The sequence below is a fragment of the Prodigiosinella confusarubida genome, assembly GCF_002847015.1.
GTDB lineage: Bacteria > Pseudomonadota > Gammaproteobacteria > Enterobacterales > Enterobacteriaceae > Prodigiosinella > Prodigiosinella aquatilis.
In genome coordinates, this window is the sequence record NZ_CP025085.1 from 4,216,078 (window position 1) to 4,232,869 (window position 16,792).

The following is a 16,792-nucleotide window of genomic DNA, read 5'->3' on the forward strand; positions in this document are numbered from 1 at the left end:
CGCACTGTGAATAAAATCGCGTGTCTTCACCACACGCCAGCCTGGGATAACATAAATGCTGTGGTTTAAAAATTTAATGATCTATCGCCTGAATCGCGATATCAGCCTGTCAGCGGATGAAATGGAAAAACAGCTGGCCGCCTTTGCCTTTACACCGTGTGGCAGCCAGGATATGACCAAAAGTGGATGGGTTTCACCGATGGGTTCCCATAGCGACGCATTTACTCATGTTGCCAACGGCCAGATTATTATCTGCGCACGCAAAGAAGAGAAAATTCTACCCTCACCAGTCATTAAACAAACCTTGCAGGAAAAAATTGAAAAACTGGAAGGCGAACAACACCGTAAACTGAAAAAAACCGAAAAAGACGCTTTAAAAGATGAGGTCCTGCACAGCCTGTTGCCTCGGGCCTTCAGCCGCTTTGGTCAAATCTGGTTATGGGTAGACACAGTCAACAATCTGATTATGGTTGATGCCGCCAGCGCAAAAAAAGCCGAGGACACACTGGCCTTACTGCGGAAAACCCTCGGTTCGTTACCAGTAGTCCCGTTAACAATGGAAAACCCGATCGAACTCACGCTTACTGAATGGGTGCGATCTGGTGAGACACCTGCTGGTTTTACACTCCAGGATGAGGCAGAACTGAAAGCCATTCTGGAAGAGGGTGGCGTTATCCGTTGCAAAAAACAGGCACTGGTCAGCGATGAAATTGCTGCCCACATCGAAGCTGGCAAGGTGGTGACCAAATTGGCGCTGGACTGGCAGGAGCGAGTACAACTGGTACTGTCCGATGATGGTTCGCTCAAACGACTGAAATTTTCCGATATACTGCGTGAACAGAACGACGATATAGACCGGGAAGACGCAGCACAACGCTTTGATGCGGACTTTATCCTGATGACCGGCGAGTTGGCCGCGTTGATCAAAAATCTGACGGAAGCCTTGGGTGGCGAAGCCCAGCGTTAAGAACATTGGTGCGTAAAGGCATCCCGCCGCATAATCCGGCGGGATGGGTTGCGTTATGACAATTACAGTTTGAAGTGTCCGATGGTTGAGGTTAGTTCTTCCGTTTGCGATTGTAGTGCTGCGGAAGCCGATGCGGATTCCTGTACCAGTGCGGCATTCTGCTGCACCATCGAATCCAATTGCGCCACCGCTTTATTGATCTCCTGAATGCCGCGCATCTGCTCTTCAGAAGCTTGTGTTATTTCAGACATTACTGTGGTCACAGTAGAGACACCACTCACTATTTCATTCATGGTGTCGCTGGCCTGACGGACCTGTCGAGACCCTTCGGTAACACTCTCTACCGTCGCTTCTATCAATGTCTTAATTTCTTTTGCCGCCTGCGCGCTGCGCTGTGCCAGCCCGCGAACCTCAGACGCCACCACGGCAAAACCACGGCCTTGCTCGCCGGCACGCGCCGCTTCCACTGCCGCGTTAAGAGCCAGGATATTAGTCTGGAACGCAATACCATCAATAACACCGATGATATCGCCGACTTTACCAGATGCGACGACAATCTCATCCATCGTGACGATAACATCGGATACCACTTTACCGCCGGTACTGGCATCACTCGCCAGTGATAGCGCACGAGCATTGACCTGTTGAGCGGACCCTGCCGACTGCGTCACGGTAGCAGAGATCTCTTCTAACGCCGCGGCCGTCTGCTGCAAACTCGCCGCAGAGGCCTCAGTTCGAGAGGAAAGATCGTTATTCCCGGCAGCAATTTCATCGGTAGCCACTTGTAGCGAGGCACTGATATCCCGGATTTGCAGCATGATCATGCTAAGTTTATCGATGAAAGTGTTAAATGAACGGGCAATCTGCGACACCTCATCATGACCGTCATCCGGCAAGCGAAGTGTTAAGTCATTGGTGCCACTGCTGATGTCGTCCATCGCGTCACGAACTTGCAACAAGCGCCTCAGCGAAGAATTGATCAGGAATCCCACAATCAGTGATCCCAGGATTGCAATCACCACCAGCGTACTCACCGACGTCCACAACAGTGAATGCATTCCGGCCGTAGCTTCTTTTTCATCCAACGCCACCAGCATATACCAGTCAGTCCCCTTGACCACCTGAGCACGTACCAGTTTATCACTGCCACTGATCACAACATTCACCGGATGTTCCGCTTTTAGCACCTCACTCAAATTAATGTCAGGTGCAATATCCGTGATTTTCTTCAGCGTCAGTTTCTCATCAGGATGTGCAATGATAGTACCGTCCGCTTGAATCAGGATGCCGTAGCTGGCAGGTGTGGGATGGATGGATTTAACGTTGGCAATGACACTTTGCATCGTCACGTCGCCGCCCAATACGCCTTTCACCATACTGCCATCCAACACTGGCGCAACAAAAGACACGACAATCGTGTTGGTCGCCATATCCAGATAAGGTGCGGTGACAACCGGTTTGCCCTCACGTACCGCCTGTTGATACCAGGGACGGACTGTCGGGTTATAATCGGCAGGAATATCACCAGGATCGGAGAACTTCGCTGTCTTGTTGGCATACCCCATATAAACGTTAATAAAATTTCCTGCGGCAGCCATCTGCTTGAAAGCAGGAATCGGGTGTTCACTGGTCAGTGCAACATTATTCAATGATGCAATCATCTGTTTTTTTGACTCAACCCAGTCCCCAATGGCGAGACTATGACTTGATGTTACTGCTGTCAGAAGGTTATTGATGGATTCTGTATTGTATTTGTCCGTCACCCGATAGTTAAAAAAGGTATTAATAGCCAGGGAGAACACAATGATGGTCGTACAAACAGCCAGAATACGTGAACGTGTCGTTTTAAGCATAGTTAACCACTTATGAAATGATTATTTATACCCGCCGTCGTTCAAGTTGCAGATGTATTGGCTACCCGCTCAGTTACCCAGCTCATCTCTGGACCTCGCCCCTTTGGGGCAGTTGTAAGCGGCGTTTAAATCTGCCCTTGGCAGAGTTGTCACCCTGGCCACTTACCTGAGTAAGCTCATCGGGATGTTTTCGTTTGCCGCCTTTCTGCCACTCGAAGTTTATTGGGTATGTAATCATGCTGATTATTTTAAATAAAAACCCAGATATTCCATTTTGTGAGAGCAACAATATTCCTGCCAAATTCCCGCTAACCACCATTCCCCCAGAAGACTTGATTAAACGATCTGTCCAAAAGGAAAAATCTGCTCAAAGAGAATAAGAGAAAAATCAGATTAATCTCACAGAAAAAATACAACGACTTGCATTCATTTTATAGAGTTTTAATTTATTTTTTTAATATAAGAGAATATTATGAATAAGAAAAAGTGGTAGGGGATGAAAAATATTTAATAAATTCAAAATGTTATTTAGTCACCCCCTCGTACTCATCTCCTGCATCTTGAAATCTATTGAGTATCAGGGTGTATAAAAACTGGAGAGTATCGGCTAATAACATTTCATTATTAGCCATCACAAGAAGAGATAATTACGTACTGTGACTACAAGTATTTGCAAAGATAGGATGAATTTTCAGATACCTGTAAATTGAATTCACTTTTAGCCGGTACGAAAAAAGACTCACCGGGCATAAAAACCTGCCAATCAGGCGAACCGGGCAATAATACATTTAAGGCGCCGCTAATAACTGTCATCTCTTCGGCCTGGCCGGTACTAAAAGTATATTCCCCTGCTGCCATCACGCCGACACTAGCGCGGCCAATGCTGCCACTATCAAATCCAATTGATTTCACTTTCCCTGAAAAATATTCATTTACATTCAGCATAGTGCGCTACCTTTTTGTCGAAAAGTCGATGAAATTCATATTAGAAGGAGAAAAGGCTGGCTGTCACGATTTATTCTGCGAATTTGTGCAGCCACTGGCATTGTCTCACGCTATTGGTAAACGCAACGCCTGTATTACATCGGTCACAATGGATGACAATGATTGCGTGGCATCAATCCTGTAATGAGCTACATCCTGATAAAACGCCTCACGCTCCGCCAGAACTTCCGCTATTTCTTCAGCAATCGGTCGCCCGGTTAATGTAGGCCGCTGATGTGCCTGTGGGCTTTCTTCCAGACGTTGAACCAGCGACGAAGCTGGCGCATACAGATAAATAACCGTACCCTTTTCACGCATGAAGCGCCGATTCTTCTCCAACAGAACCATGCCGCCACCAGTGGCAATAACCCGATTCGACATCGTGACTGCCTGCAATGCTTCACTTTCCCGACGGCGAAACTCTTGCCATCCTTTCTGAGCTACGACATCGGCGACAGTCATATGACTGGTCTCCTGCATAAAAATATCCGTATCCACAAAGGTATAACCAAGAGTCCGCGCCAGTTCACAACCAACCGTGGTTTTACCGCACCCTCTGGCACCAACCATAAAAATGGGCTGTGTCATCTAAAGATGTATCCTTATTTTTCTCTCAGGCCGGTCACCAACGAAGAATGTCGTTGGCCATACCAGCTGCACAAGCCCCAAATCATACAAGTAAAATTCATTAATAAGGAAGACTCTGATGTGGTAATGATCGGGAAAATCATCAATATTGGTGCTTCTAGTGCCAATTTCCGCACTTTTTTGCTGAAAGCAGGCAATTGAGAATAATTAATGATGATATCAAATTATTTTTTGGCCTCCGAAAAGAAGTGACATTATAGACATGGATTCGATGTTCTGGTGATAAACGCAGGAGGCGATGTCCTTTCATAACCCCATTTTCGACGGACAAAAAGATCCCGTCATCTCGACGATATGGAGACACGTTTTATGACTATGATTCCCGACATCCCAGTGGAACGGTTCGCCGCCTTTTCGAATGGTGATCATGGCGGCAATCCCGCAGGTGTTATGATCTGCAACACTTTCCCTGAGCCTTCGGTCATGCAACGTCTCGCCGCCGAGATCGGTTATTCCGAGACGGTGTTTGCGATGCCTGATAGTGGTGACTGGCGTGTTCGTTACTTCGCACCGGCCATGGAAGTGCCTTTCTGTGGTCATGCGACTATCGCGCTTGGCGCAGCATTGGCGGCGAGACAGGGAGACGGCCACTTTCGGCTCCAGCTCAAAAATGGGCAAGCCACCGTCGAGGGACGCACATCTGGTCGTTTGACGAGGGCTACTTTACAATCCCCGCCAACCACGATGAAGATTGTGCCACCCGCTTATCTTTCGAAAGCCCTTGATTTATTCGGCTGGTCAAGTACTGATCTCGACCCGCACATCCCACCAGCGATTATCAGTGCCGGTGCCAACCATCTTCTGCTGGCCCTCAATAACCGCGAAAGCCTGCGTGATATGACCTACAACCTTGATGCTGGCAAAACAGTGATGGATGCTGAATCACTGGCGACGATCATGATTATTTTCTCCGAGACGGCTCAGCGCTTCCATGCGCGCAATCCGTTCGCTGCTGGCGGCGTCTACGAAGATCCAGCGACAGGGGCTGCCGCTGCCGCCTTGGGGGGATATTTACGGGAAATTCATTGGCCCCATGGCGGCAACATCACGATTATACAGGGCGAGGATATGGGCATTCCATGCCAACTTGATGTGGAAATCACCGATATCCCCGGTGCCAGCATTCGGGTCGGCGGTTGTGTTCGGAGGCTATGATATGCAAGTAAAGATAAGGATGCCGTCATGATCATCAAAGCCGGCGACGTTGATAACCCCCAAGCCGTAGAACTTCTTCACCTTCATTTGCAGGGTATGCACGCTAACTCCCCGCCCGGCAGCGTATTTGCGCTCGATATGTCCGGCCTGAAGCGACCGGATATATCTTTCTTCACAGCCTGGGAAAACGACCAACTGCTTGGTTGCGGTGCATTACGCGAACTGTCGCCGACCCACGGCGAAATCAAATCGATGCGAACCGATCCTGCACACTTGCACAAGGGTGTGGCCGCGAAAATACTCACGCATCTGCTCGCCGTCGCCCGTAGCCGCGGATACCAGAGGGTAAGTCTTGAGACCGGCTCTGGAAATGCGTTCGGTCCAGCGGTGGCACTCTATTCGCGATTTGGTTTCATCAAGGGTGAGGCATTCGGAGAATATACCGCCACAGACTTCAACCAGTTTTTCCATCTGGATATGACGGCAACATAGTATCAGCGCTACTTGCTTGCAACACTGCGCGGTCAATATAGAGGCTTAATTGACGCGCAAAGGAAACCGGATCATCACGTCACCGGATTGCTCAGATTGTTACTGACGTAATCCAATAGCCAATCGGTTAAACGCGCTCATCAGCGAGATAACAAAGCAAAGATCTGATATTTCCTGGTCACTGAAGTGTCTTTTCAGCGGCTCAAATGCGTCGTCAGGCGCATGGGTATCAGCGACGTCCGCCAATGATTCGGCCCAGGCAAGAGCGGCCTGTTCGCGATCACTAAAATGATGGCTTACCCGCCAGCCGGCCAGGCTATCCAATTTCGCTTCTGATACGCCATCGGCACGCAGCAACGTTGCATGCATTTCCAGACAATAAGCACAGCCATTGATCTGCGAAATCCGCAAATTAAGCAACTCGATCAACTGATTGCCAAGAGAACTTTTCTCTAGCGCTTTCTTCGTCGTCAGGAAACCTTGATAGGCATCAGGCGAAAGCATTTTATAAGGTAGGCGAAGGGTATTGGTATTCATGGGTATTCTCCATAGCGTAATGAAAGTGTTGGTCTCCTGCCCAGATGTCGTCAGACGGGCAAGCTAAAGTGCAAACCTTTTGCCAGCAGTCCCTGACGAAAATAAAAGCGCTGCGCCAACACATTAGCCAGGCCGGTATCCAACACCAGGTGCGTACACGCCAGACGTTGTGCTGTCTGGCGAAGTTCTTCAATGATCTGTCGGCCGATGCCGTGGCTTCGTACCTCCGCCATAGCCGCCAGGTCATCAACATAGATAAAACGGCCATACAGTAAATTTTCCAGCAAGCGATAGCCGGCGAAGGCCACGACCTGATCTTCTTGCCATGCTGCAAGCATTCGATAGCCCTGCCGAATCTGTCTCGAAACTTGTTCAGCAAAAACGTCTTTGCTGATGAGATGGGGTCTCAGTTCTTGTGCGACAACAAAACAGGCCAGGCAATCACGTTCGGTGTCAATATGGCTTAAACGAATAGTTTTCATAGCGAAACGCCTTGTCAGAAGTGTTGCCATGTTAGAAAAATAATGGCCTATTCAATAGATGCAAGAATCGATATTATTAATAGGCCATGAAGATGGATTTCAGTTATTTCACACCACATCGAGAGCAGGCAGTACCGATCTATTTACAGTTGTATCGCCGCTTTCGTGATGCAATCACCGAAGGCAAGTTGAATCCCGGGGAACGGGTGCCGTCAGTACGCAGCCTTGCCAGCGAACTGAATCTGGCACGCGGCACCGTCGAAACTGCCTACCAGATGCTAAGCAGCGAAGGCTATTTCGTACCCCGGGGCCCCGCCGGCACCGTTGTATCGCCACAATTGACCCGGTTGCGCAACGTGACTACGCAGCCCACATCGAAGAATAGCGGACGACAGTCTCAAGCCGAACTATCTGGGCTCAAGGCATTTCAGCCAGGATTACCCGCATTGGATGCCTTTCCTCGCAAGACATGGGCGCGACTTGCCGGACGCCAATTACGCGCCATGAATGCAACCGTCATGGCTTATCCTGATCCAATCGGATATGAGCCGCTGCGCCAGGCAATTGCCGTTTATCTAGGTATTTCCAGAGGTATCGATTGTACCCATGAGCAGGTTTTCATCACGACTGGTTATTGCAATTCACTGGACCTGATTTTTCACACACTATTGCAAGTGGGCGATACCGGATGGTTCGAAGAACCCGGTTATTTATTTGCCAGACAATATCTCGAACACACTGGCATGCGTCTTGTTCCCGTGCCCGTGGATGGTGAAGGACTGATCGTTAGTGCTGGCCTGCAAAACGCGGCTGACGCTCATTTTGCTGTTGTCACGCCGACACATCAAAGCCCGCTGGGTGTTGCTTTGTCGTTACCTCGACGACTGGCCTTGATGGAGTGGGCCAGTGCCCGGCAAGCCTGGATTATTGAGGACGACTATGACAGTGAGTTTCGTTACTGTGGTCGGCCACTTCCTGCCTTAAAGAGTCTGGATCAATGTGGTCGGGTCTTGTACACCGGAACGTTCAGTAAAGTGCTCTTTCCCGGGCTACGCCTTGCCTATCTGGTCGTGCCAAAAAAAGAGATAAAAAAATTCCGGGAGACAGCGAACCGACTTCAGTGCAATAGCTCCTTTCTTACGCAAGCAACGGTTACTGATTTCATGGTTCAGGGGCACTTTGCCCGTCATCTCAGGAAAATGCGCACGCTCTACGCGCTACGGCGTCGCTATCTGATCGATGCCTTGGTTCAGGTATTTGGTGAGAAATTACAGATCTCTCCGTGGGCAAACGGCCTTCATGTGCTGGTATATCTTAAAACAAAACATAGCGACGACATCCTGGCCTCATTGGCGAATGAGCAGGGACTGGCAGTGCAAGCGTTGAGTAATTGGTCTATGCGCAAAGGCTCACCGTCAGGGCTCATACTGGGCTTTACCAATCTCGCCACACCGGAGCAGGCCCTGGAAAATGTGCTGCGCTTAGGTAAAGCGTTGGGGAAATTCTAGCCCTCATCCTTAAGCCAGGAGAGGCTTATCTTTGACAATACCGGGATAATGGAGCAGGTCACTGCACCCCGCATCAGATCAATTCGTTGATGTCATGATAAGCCGCCGGATCAGGGACGTCCCCCGGTGGGGTTCAAACTGGTTTCGTATTGTCGGGTTCTAACCGCGCATCAAGCACTAACTGGAAAAAGGCGAGATCGAGCCATCGCCCAAATTTTGTGCCTACTTGCGGCAGCAGACCAACGTCCACAAACCCGAGTTTACGATGCAGTTCGATCGAGACGGTGTTGGTCGCCTCAATGCCAGCCACCATTACATGTTTGTCAAGGTCACGAGCGCGCGCAATCAGCGCGTTCATCAGTACCTTACCTGTCCCGTAACCGCGTCGATCCTTATGTACATAAACGGAATGCTCCACCGTATGACGGTAGCCGTCGAAAACACGCCAATCACCAAAGGAGGCATAGCCGAGTACGGAATCCGCATCATCGACAGCCACCAGCACCGGATAGCCCTGACGGCGCCTGTCTGCGATCCAAACTTTCCGATTATCCGCGTCGACCGCCTTCTCGTTCCAGATCGCAGTGGTGTTAAGTACAGCATCGTTGTAGATCGCCGCAATACCATCGGCATCATCATCATTTGCATCACGTATTTGCATGGTTCTCTCCGGATCATCAATATGGTTAAACGTGCCGCCGATCCACCAAAGTGAACAGACCAACGGCAGAATGGTATTCCACGCCATCTCACTAGTCTAATAAATTAGACATTTGAAAATGGTATTCTGCAAGATAAACCAAAATATACCAATAAAACGCCCTACTTGTTGGTTGAAAACACGACATTTGTCCACTATAGTATTACGCAGCAAACAACAAGGAGAACACCATCGACAAGCGCATCGGTACTCGCATCAAGATGGAACGGGAAAGTCGCGGCTGGTCATTAACCGAGCTTGCTGAGCGCTCGACCGTATCGCGGGCCATGATTCACAAGATCGAGCGCGGTGAAAGTAGTCCGACCGCAACGTTGCTCGGCAAACTTTCTGGCGCTTTTCAGCTCAGTATGTCAACACTCATCGCACGAGCCGAGTCCCAACAAGGGCGCCTGCTTCACAAGGCCGATCAACCGGTCTGGACCGACCCACAGACGGGGTATCAGCGCCGGCACATCTCGCCGGACTCAGACATGCCGCTCGACCTGGTTCGCATCGAGCTGCCAGCCGGAGCCCTGGTTCCCATGCCCGCGTCCGCTTATGCATTTGTGCGTCAAATCATCTGGGTTTTGGAAGGTAATCTGGTCTTTCTGGAGGGCGACACAAAGCACGAGATGTCAACCGGAGACTGCCTCGAACTCGGACCGCCATTGAATTGTACGTTTCAGAACGAAAGCAATACACTCTGCGTTTACGCGGTCATCGTCCTGCATAGGACATAACCAATAGTAGCGTCGCCAAAGTCAGATATTGTGGGCTGTGAGCATAGACAAATTTGACCGGCTAGCCTCAGCGTAGATCACCCCAATTCAGTTGCTAATCACTGCACAAAGTAAAAACCCCGCCTAAATGCGGGGTTGAGCAATACAAATCAGCAACAATCAGTAGGTGTGGAAATATTCCTGAATCACTGCCGGATTCGTGGTTTTAGTCAATGCCAGCATCAGCAGAATACGAGACTTGGCTGGGTTAAGTGAATCAGAAACCAGGCCGGGCTGGTTAGCATCCGGTGGCACAATGCCATTGCCAGTCCGGGTGGAACGAACCACGATAATACCTTTACTTTCAGATTTACGGATACCGGCGTCACTACGTTTGGAAACGGAGCCCGCTCCCATGCCAGCGTAGACAATCCCCTTCACACCATGCGCAATAGCGCTGTCATACATGTATTCCGGGTCGTCCTGATAGCCATAGATAATATCCACTTTCGGCAGTGATTTCAGATGCGTCACATCGAATACAGAACGAGTGGTATGGATTTTGTCCAGTCGATTCTGATAGTAGATATGACCACCAATAATCACGCCCAGATACCCCTCTTCCGGCGCTTTAAAGGTATCCAGTGTAGAAGCATTGGTCTTGCTGATAAAACGTGCAGAACCGATACGATCATTGAGCACCACCATCACACCACGACCACGTGAATTCTTGTCTGCTGCGACTTCCACTGCCTCAAACAAGTTCATCGGACCATCGGCACTCATGGCCGTTGCCGGACGCATGGACGCTGCAAACACAACGGGTTTATCGCTTTTCACGGTCAGATTGAGAAAATATGACGACGCTTCCAGCGTATCTGTACCGTGGGTGATCACGACACCATCCACATCGTCACGCGCCAATAGCGCATTAACCCGGTGACTCAGTTTAAGCAACACGTCACTGGTCATATTTTCACTACCGATGTTGGAGATTTGCTCTCCTTTTATATTCGCCATCGTTTTTAGCTCTGGCACCGCATTAATCAGGACATCAACCCCTAATGCGCCAGCTTTATAACCCGTAGTCTGCGTATTAGTGGCCGCAGACCCGGCGATAGTACCGCCTGTTGCCAGGATAACAATGTTCGGCAGTTTTTCTGCCGCGTTGACCATGAAAGAAAAACAAAGGACAAGAATTACAGAGAGAGTTTTAAACAATTTTTCCATAACATATTCCAACTCATATGTCAGAGCGACAAACCAGCCGACCAGAATTCCGGGAAGGTGATTTGCCTGTTTTTTATTTTCGGTATATCCATACTGCTGATCGAATGTATCAGCATCGACGCTTATCTTGCTCCAGCACTGCTAATCTGTATAGCTGATGATTGCTAACTGGAGAGCTAAGTCACTGAATGGTCAAAGTTTAGACAGCCCAGTCTTCCTATTATCGCCAGGACGTAAAACCAGATGACTCACGATTAATCGGGCATCGTCCACACCTCTTGCGCGATATTGACAATATGACGTAACTTCGCCCACTGCTGTTCCTCCGTTAACATCGCCTCTCCGTGCGTCGAGGAAAAACCACATAGCGGACCAAGCGCCAATTGTTGTAAAGGCACATAAAGCGAAGCAGTGTTAACCGCCATTTTTATCGCTGCCGAATCTTCCAGTTCGCCTTTGTGGGGAGTGACAACACCCAGCACCACCTTTTGATGGGTAATATGTCGCAATAACTCCAGGCTACAGGAATGCTCATCGTCATACTCCAGAAACAGGCCATTAACATTCACACTGGCTATCACATAACCAATGGCGTCATAGCCGTCCTGGTAAATCCAGGAAGGCATCGCACTTCCGCGGCAAATATGCATGCTGATGTACATATCCTCAGGCCGCACTTCCAGCACCAGATTAAGAGTCCGGACACAGATATCCAGCAGATACTGGAGATCGATACCCGCTTCCTGCTCTTTTTCCCTCTCCCGTAGATCAAAGAGGTAGGCCAAGAAAACGTCATCCAACTGCAGATAACGGCAGCCCTCATCATAAAAAGCCAGGATCGCCTTACGATAGGTATTGGCCAAATCGTCGCTATAGGCTTCCAGTGAAGTGTAAAATGCATTCTCCCGGATGCAGGAATGCATCAGCATGGTGGGACTCGGCAACGTTTGCTTTGCCAGACTCCAACCATCAATACCAACGGCTTTATGCAGAAAACGGTAATGTTCCAGAAAAGGATGTGAAACATCGAAATCAATTTTACCCACCACACGGATATGATGAGTACGTGGCTGAACAGTATTAAAAGGTTCACCATCCGTATCGTTATAGCCTTCAAGACCTTGTAAATGATCAAAAAAATCAAAATGCCACCAGGAACGCCTGAGCTCACCATCAGTAATCGCCCGCAGGCCACACGCTTTCTGGTTTTCCACTACCCGCAAAACTTCTTCATCTTCAATTTCAGTCAGTTTGTCGCGAGACAACCTACCTTGTTCCCATTCAGCACGCGCCTGTTTCAAACGAGAAGGTTGAAGGAAACTGCCGACATGATCGGCATGAAAGGGGGGATAGTTTTTTTTTACTGTACGGCTCATGCCAACTTCATCCTTTTCATTAACAAGCCACTGTCAGCGCATCAATGCGCTATTTTTTAACTCAACGCCATCACGATAATGCGAATCTCACAATATAACGGCTAACATGCATCGTTTTCAGGTACATACCACATGCCTACGACAGCGGGTAACATATTTAAATGGTAAAGCTCAAATAACTATATCTAATTATTATTTTCGAAATCTTATTTAAATTTTCGTTTTATTTACATTTTAAGCTGTAATTATTATCTTTTCGGGCGCGGTAACAGTACCAGTCACTATTAACACCCGTTCAGGGCTACATCCCGTAAAAACCTTTCGCTTTCCCGACGCAGTTCCTCGGTAAGAAAATCGATAAAATAACTCAGTGCTACCGAGCGATGCTTCCCGGCCATGGTTTGTACCTGGAGTGTTCGCTGGCCAAGCTGCTCACTGTCCACCGATTTCAACGTCAAATTATCTGCTCGCGCCCGGTACAACACGGAGAAATGGCTGCAAGCGGTAATGGCATTCGGAGTCTGCAATGTGAAGTAGTAAAGAGCGGAGAAATTGTTACAGCTAAGCGTGGGCTCAAGAAATGTCCCACTCATCCGACATGACAGATCAAATAGTTGGCGAATAGTCGTGCCAGAATGTGAAAGCGCTAGCGGGAATTCATGCAGATCCTCCATGTGTATTTTTTTCCGTGCCAGCGGATGTTCGTCCCTCATCAGCAGCAAAACTGGTGCGGGATAGACGGCGATAACCTCAACACCTCGTTCTGGCGCCAGACAAAACTGCAAGGCGATATCGCATTCACCATTGCGCACCATTTCTGAAACCTGCATAGCGGAACCCACCACCAAGTGAAACGTCACTGACGGCGTTGACTGTCGGAAACGGGCAAACAACCCTGGCAGCAGATCAAATGCCATTCCGTCGGTACAGGCAACGCGCACAAAAGTACGCCGTACCGCCTTCAATCCTTGAATTTCAGCGATGGCATAGTCCATATCCATCAGGCTTTTGCGCACATGGTTTTCCAGAATCTGCCCGGCATCGGTCAACACCATACCGCGGGCATGACGCTCGAACAGCGGTACACCAATCCGCGTTTCCAACTTCTGAATCTGCCGGCTAATGGCGGAAACCGCCACGAACAATTGCTGGCTGGCCGCGCTTAACGAACCCATATTCGCGACAGCCAGAAAATAACGTATTTCACTACTGTGCATGAGAATCCCCAGTCCGCCTCTTTTTTGTGCAAAGAGATTTATATTAAAAGCAATGCTTGCTTGCAATTATTATTATTGTGGCAAGGCTGGGTTTTGGTTTAGAAACCAATAAACATTAAAAAAAACCAAACAGCCCCATAAGGCATGACAAGACAGGGTAACCATGACCGCTGAACAAGCCGTAAGACAAGCACTGGACTTTTTTGATAGCGGAAATTTTAAACAGATACTGGCACGGCGCGTTGCCATCACCACCGAAAGTCAGCGCCACGATCGTAACGAGGCGCTGTACCATTATCTCAGTGCTGAAATCATACCCACATTGCAAGCTATGGGTTTTGAACTGCGCCAGGTAGATAACCCACAAGCCACTCATCGCCCTTTTCTGCTGGCGACTCGAACTGAAAACGCCGCTCTTCCCACGCTGCTTTGCTACGGTCATGGGGATGTGGTGTTCGGTGATGATGAAAACTGGAGCGATGGTCGCTCTCCGTGGCAACTGACTGAGGACGGTGACCGTTGGTATGGACGGGGCAGCGCAGACAATAAAGGCCAGCACTCCATCAATTTCACTGCGCTAGAACAGGTTTACCAAGCGCGTGGTGGGCGGTTAGGCTTTAATTGCAAATGGATTTTTGAAATGGGAGAGGAAATCAGCTCCCCTGGATTAGCTGAAGTCTGCCAGCAACATCGAGAACAGTTGCAAGCGGATATATTTATCGCCTCCGATGGTCCGCGTCTAAATGCAGAACGCCCTACGTTATTTCTCGGATCCCGCGGTTGCGTCAATTTCCGTTTGAGTATTCATGCCCGCAACAAAGACTACCACTCTGGTAACTGGGGAGGCTTGTTAAGCAATCCCGGAACGCAGTTAGCCAACGCTATCGCCAGTCTGGTAAACCAACAGGGTCAATTGCAGGTTGAAGCACTGAAGCCACCACATCTGACTCCCGCATTACGGGATATCCTCAGCGATATTACCCCAGGTGGCAATGCCACTGATCCTGATATCGATAGCCAATGGGGAGAAGCAGGATTAACAGCATCCGAACGACTGTTCGGCTGGAACACACTGGAAATACTGGCCTTCTTGACGGGAAACCCACAGCGTCCCATGAACGCTATCCCCGGGCACGCTACGGCTGTCTGCCAACTGCGTTTTGTGATCGGAACCGACTGGCAGAATCTGGCCCAGCATCTTCGGCACCATCTGGACGCCCAGGGATTTACCATGGTTGATATTTCAGAAGTCCGAGGCACACCGGCCACCCGGTTGGATCCAACCGACCCACTGGTGAACTGGACACTGGATATCATGCGTCAGAGCAGTGATAAAAAACCGGCACTATTACCTAACCTCGGTGGTTCCCTGCCCAATGAAGTTTTTGCCGATATCCTTGGGCTACCGACATTGTGGATCCCGCATTCATATCCTGCCTGCGGTCAGCACGCCGGGGACGAACATATGCTGATCTCCGTCGCCCGGGAAGGGCTACAGATAATGACCAGGCTGTTCTGGCAACTAGGGGAACAGGGAAACGATATTTTGGCCAGACACCGCGCGCACCGCGCATCTTCTGGCATTCGCTGAGGTGAACCATGAGCACATTATCCAGCCAGCTTGATTCACCCGCTGCAACGCTTCGTCCCAGTCTGTACAAAACGCTGTTTGCCACGTGCATCGGTAACGCGTTGGAGTGGTTTGATATCGCAGTATATGGTTTTTTCGCCATTTATATTGCCCACGCATTTTTCCCGACCCAAGATTCGGCAGTCTCCCTGCTGCTGACCTTCGGCAGTTTTGGTATAGCGTTTCTGATTCGTCCACTGGGTGCTGTGGTGCTGGGTGCCTATGCAGATCGCGCCGGACGCAAAGCGTCCTTGCTGCTGTCCATCAGCCTGATGCTACTGGGCGGCGCTATCATTACATTCATGCCGACCTACGCGGCGATTGGCCTGGCGGCACCCATCCTGATTATCCTGGCCCGTCTGATTCAGGGTTTCTCTGCGGGTGGAGAATTCGGCAGTTCCACCGCCTTTCTGGTTGAGCACTTTCCCGAGCGCCGGGCCTTTATCGCCAGTTGGCAGTTTGCCACCCAGGGGGCCAGCACCTTGTTGGCGTCAGCGTTCGGTCTGGGATTATCACAATTTCTGAGCGAAACGCAGATTCAGGACTGGGGGTGGCGTATTCCTTTCGCTTTCGGATTAATGATCGGGCCGGTTGGGTTGTACATTCGCCGGCACATTCATGAGCCGGACAGTTTCCACCAGGCGGAAAAAAACGCCACACCGGTAAAAACGATTTTTACCCGTCAGAAGAGCCTGTTTTTTACCGCTATCGGTTTGATGGTGATTTCAACCGCCATCAATTACATGTTGAATTACGTACCAACGTACGCCACCAAGACATTGCATCTGGCCTCGACCACCGCATTCAGCGCCACACTGATCGCCGGTATTATCCTGACCATTGTCACCCCTTTGATGGGACTGTGGGCAGAAAAAATCGGCCGTCTGCCACTTATGTGGGCGGCACTGCTGTTACTTATCATCACCATCTATCCGGCATTCTGGCTGATGACGAAATACCTTTCTCCACTATCTCTCATCATCGTAGTCGGTTGGATGGCGCTGCTGAAATCGGTTTATTTCTCCACCGTTCCTTCCATGATGGCAGACCTGTTTCCAGTATCTACCCGCGCCAGCGGCATGGCCATCAGCTATAACGTCTCCGTAACGGTCTTTGGCGGCTTCGCACCGTTTATCTGCACGTTGCTGATCAGTGCGACCGGTAGCAGCCTGGCCCCCAGTTATTACCTGATGATAGTGGCATTACTAAGTGTGATTGCCTTGTGGAAAACACAGCAGACCCATCACTGATGCCCCGATAATTTACGCAACGGATTGCTACATCATGCGCCGCC

The 16,792-nt window shown here is 49.7% G+C and carries 17 protein-coding genes; 8 read left to right on the forward strand and 9 right to left on the reverse strand.

From position 1 onward, the window contains the following. The first annotated feature begins 55 nt into the window (after positions 1-55). Positions 56-967 carry a recombination-associated protein RdgC gene (gene rdgC / locus CWC46_RS19160; protein ID WP_021014936.1) on the forward strand — a complete coding sequence of 304 codons (912 nt, stop codon included), beginning with the start codon at positions 56-58 and terminating at the stop codon, positions 965-967. A gap of 62 nt (positions 968-1,029) precedes the next feature. On the opposite strand, the gene CWC46_RS19165 is transcribed toward rdgC, so the two are convergent. Then, complete coding sequence (locus CWC46_RS19165) at positions 1,030-2,820, reverse strand: methyl-accepting chemotaxis protein (RefSeq protein WP_021014935.1); 1,791 nt, start codon at positions 2,818-2,820, stop codon at positions 1,030-1,032. A 236-nt stretch (positions 2,821-3,056) separates the two neighbouring features. Here CWC46_RS19165 and CWC46_RS22945 point away from each other — a divergent pair, with 236 nt between their 5' ends. After that, on the forward strand, positions 3,057-3,200 hold the full coding sequence (locus tag CWC46_RS22945) for a hypothetical protein (protein WP_157831388.1): 144 nt from the start codon (positions 3,057-3,059) through the stop codon (positions 3,198-3,200). Between the two features lie 280 nt (positions 3,201-3,480). Here CWC46_RS22945 and ppnP read toward each other — a convergent pair whose 3' ends face one another. Both ppnP and aroL read right to left on the reverse strand, forming a co-directional pair. After that, a complete protein-coding gene (gene ppnP, locus CWC46_RS19175; protein ID WP_021014934.1) occupies positions 3,481-3,765 on the reverse strand; it encodes a pyrimidine/purine nucleoside phosphorylase in 285 nt (94 codons plus the stop codon). A 105-nt stretch (positions 3,766-3,870) separates the two neighbouring features. Further along, the gene (gene aroL / locus CWC46_RS19180) at positions 3,871-4,392 is read right to left on the reverse strand and encodes a shikimate kinase AroL (RefSeq protein WP_021014933.1); all 522 of its coding nucleotides are present in this window, start codon (positions 4,390-4,392) and stop codon (positions 3,871-3,873) included. 375 nt (positions 4,393-4,767) lie between these two features. On the opposite strand from aroL, the gene CWC46_RS19190 reads away from it, so the two are divergent. Both CWC46_RS19190 and CWC46_RS19195 read left to right on the forward strand, forming a co-directional pair. After that, positions 4,768-5,607 carry a PhzF family phenazine biosynthesis protein gene (locus CWC46_RS19190; RefSeq protein WP_037381336.1) on the forward strand — a complete coding sequence of 280 codons (840 nt, stop codon included), beginning with the start codon at positions 4,768-4,770 and terminating at the stop codon, positions 5,605-5,607. Positions 5,608-5,634: 27 nt separating this feature from the next. After that, positions 5,635-6,099 (forward strand): GNAT family N-acetyltransferase, encoded by a 465-nt coding sequence (locus CWC46_RS19195; RefSeq protein WP_021014931.1) that lies wholly within the window; start codon positions 5,635-5,637, stop codon positions 6,097-6,099. Between the two features lie 99 nt (positions 6,100-6,198). On the opposite strand, the gene CWC46_RS19200 is transcribed toward CWC46_RS19195, so the two are convergent. Together CWC46_RS19200 and CWC46_RS19205 are read right to left on the reverse strand one after the other, a co-directional pair. Then, entirely contained in the window at positions 6,199-6,636 is a 438-nt protein-coding gene (locus CWC46_RS19200) for a carboxymuconolactone decarboxylase family protein (protein ID WP_021014930.1), read from the reverse strand. A 50-nt stretch (positions 6,637-6,686) separates the two neighbouring features. Beyond that, a complete protein-coding gene (locus CWC46_RS19205) occupies positions 6,687-7,118 on the reverse strand; it encodes a GNAT family N-acetyltransferase (protein WP_021014929.1) in 432 nt (143 codons plus the stop codon). A gap of 92 nt (positions 7,119-7,210) precedes the next feature. Between CWC46_RS19205 and pdxR the strand changes: the two genes are divergently transcribed. Continuing rightward, entirely contained in the window at positions 7,211-8,626 is a 1,416-nt protein-coding gene (gene pdxR / locus CWC46_RS19210) for a MocR-like pyridoxine biosynthesis transcription factor PdxR (protein WP_021014928.1), read from the forward strand. A 133-nt stretch (positions 8,627-8,759) separates the two neighbouring features. Here pdxR and CWC46_RS19215 read toward each other — a convergent pair whose 3' ends face one another. Further along, complete coding sequence (locus CWC46_RS19215; protein WP_021014927.1) at positions 8,760-9,287, reverse strand: GNAT family N-acetyltransferase; 528 nt, start codon at positions 9,285-9,287, stop codon at positions 8,760-8,762. Between the two features lie 230 nt (positions 9,288-9,517). Here CWC46_RS19215 and CWC46_RS19220 point away from each other — a divergent pair, with 230 nt between their 5' ends. Then, positions 9,518-10,066, forward strand: a complete 549-nt coding sequence (locus CWC46_RS19220; RefSeq protein ID WP_037380716.1) for a helix-turn-helix domain-containing protein — start codon at positions 9,518-9,520, stop codon at positions 10,064-10,066. A gap of 159 nt (positions 10,067-10,225) precedes the next feature. Here the strand turns inward: CWC46_RS19220 and CWC46_RS19225 are convergent, their stop codons facing one another. From CWC46_RS19225 to CWC46_RS19235, 3 genes are all read right to left on the reverse strand, one after another. Continuing rightward, a complete protein-coding gene (locus CWC46_RS19225) occupies positions 10,226-11,275 on the reverse strand; it encodes a type II asparaginase (protein WP_021014925.1) in 1,050 nt (349 codons plus the stop codon). Positions 11,276-11,529: 254 nt separating this feature from the next. Then, a complete protein-coding gene (locus CWC46_RS19230; RefSeq protein ID WP_021014924.1) occupies positions 11,530-12,651 on the reverse strand; it encodes a 5-methyltetrahydropteroyltriglutamate--homocysteine S-methyltransferase in 1,122 nt (373 codons plus the stop codon). A gap of 284 nt (positions 12,652-12,935) precedes the next feature. Next, positions 12,936-13,868: a LysR family transcriptional regulator gene (locus CWC46_RS19235; RefSeq protein WP_021014923.1), complete on the reverse strand. Its 933-nt coding sequence runs from the start codon at positions 13,866-13,868 to the stop codon at positions 12,936-12,938. Between the two features lie 163 nt (positions 13,869-14,031). On the opposite strand from CWC46_RS19235, the gene CWC46_RS19240 reads away from it, so the two are divergent. Together CWC46_RS19240 and CWC46_RS19245 are read left to right on the forward strand one after the other, a co-directional pair. Continuing rightward, the gene (locus CWC46_RS19240; RefSeq protein ID WP_021014922.1) at positions 14,032-15,459 is read left to right on the forward strand and encodes a M20 family metallopeptidase; all 1,428 of its coding nucleotides are present in this window, start codon (positions 14,032-14,034) and stop codon (positions 15,457-15,459) included. Between the two features lie 8 nt (positions 15,460-15,467). Further along, positions 15,468-16,748, forward strand: a complete 1,281-nt coding sequence (locus CWC46_RS19245; RefSeq protein ID WP_021014921.1) for an MFS transporter — start codon at positions 15,468-15,470, stop codon at positions 16,746-16,748. Positions 16,749-16,792: the final 44 nt, after the last annotated feature.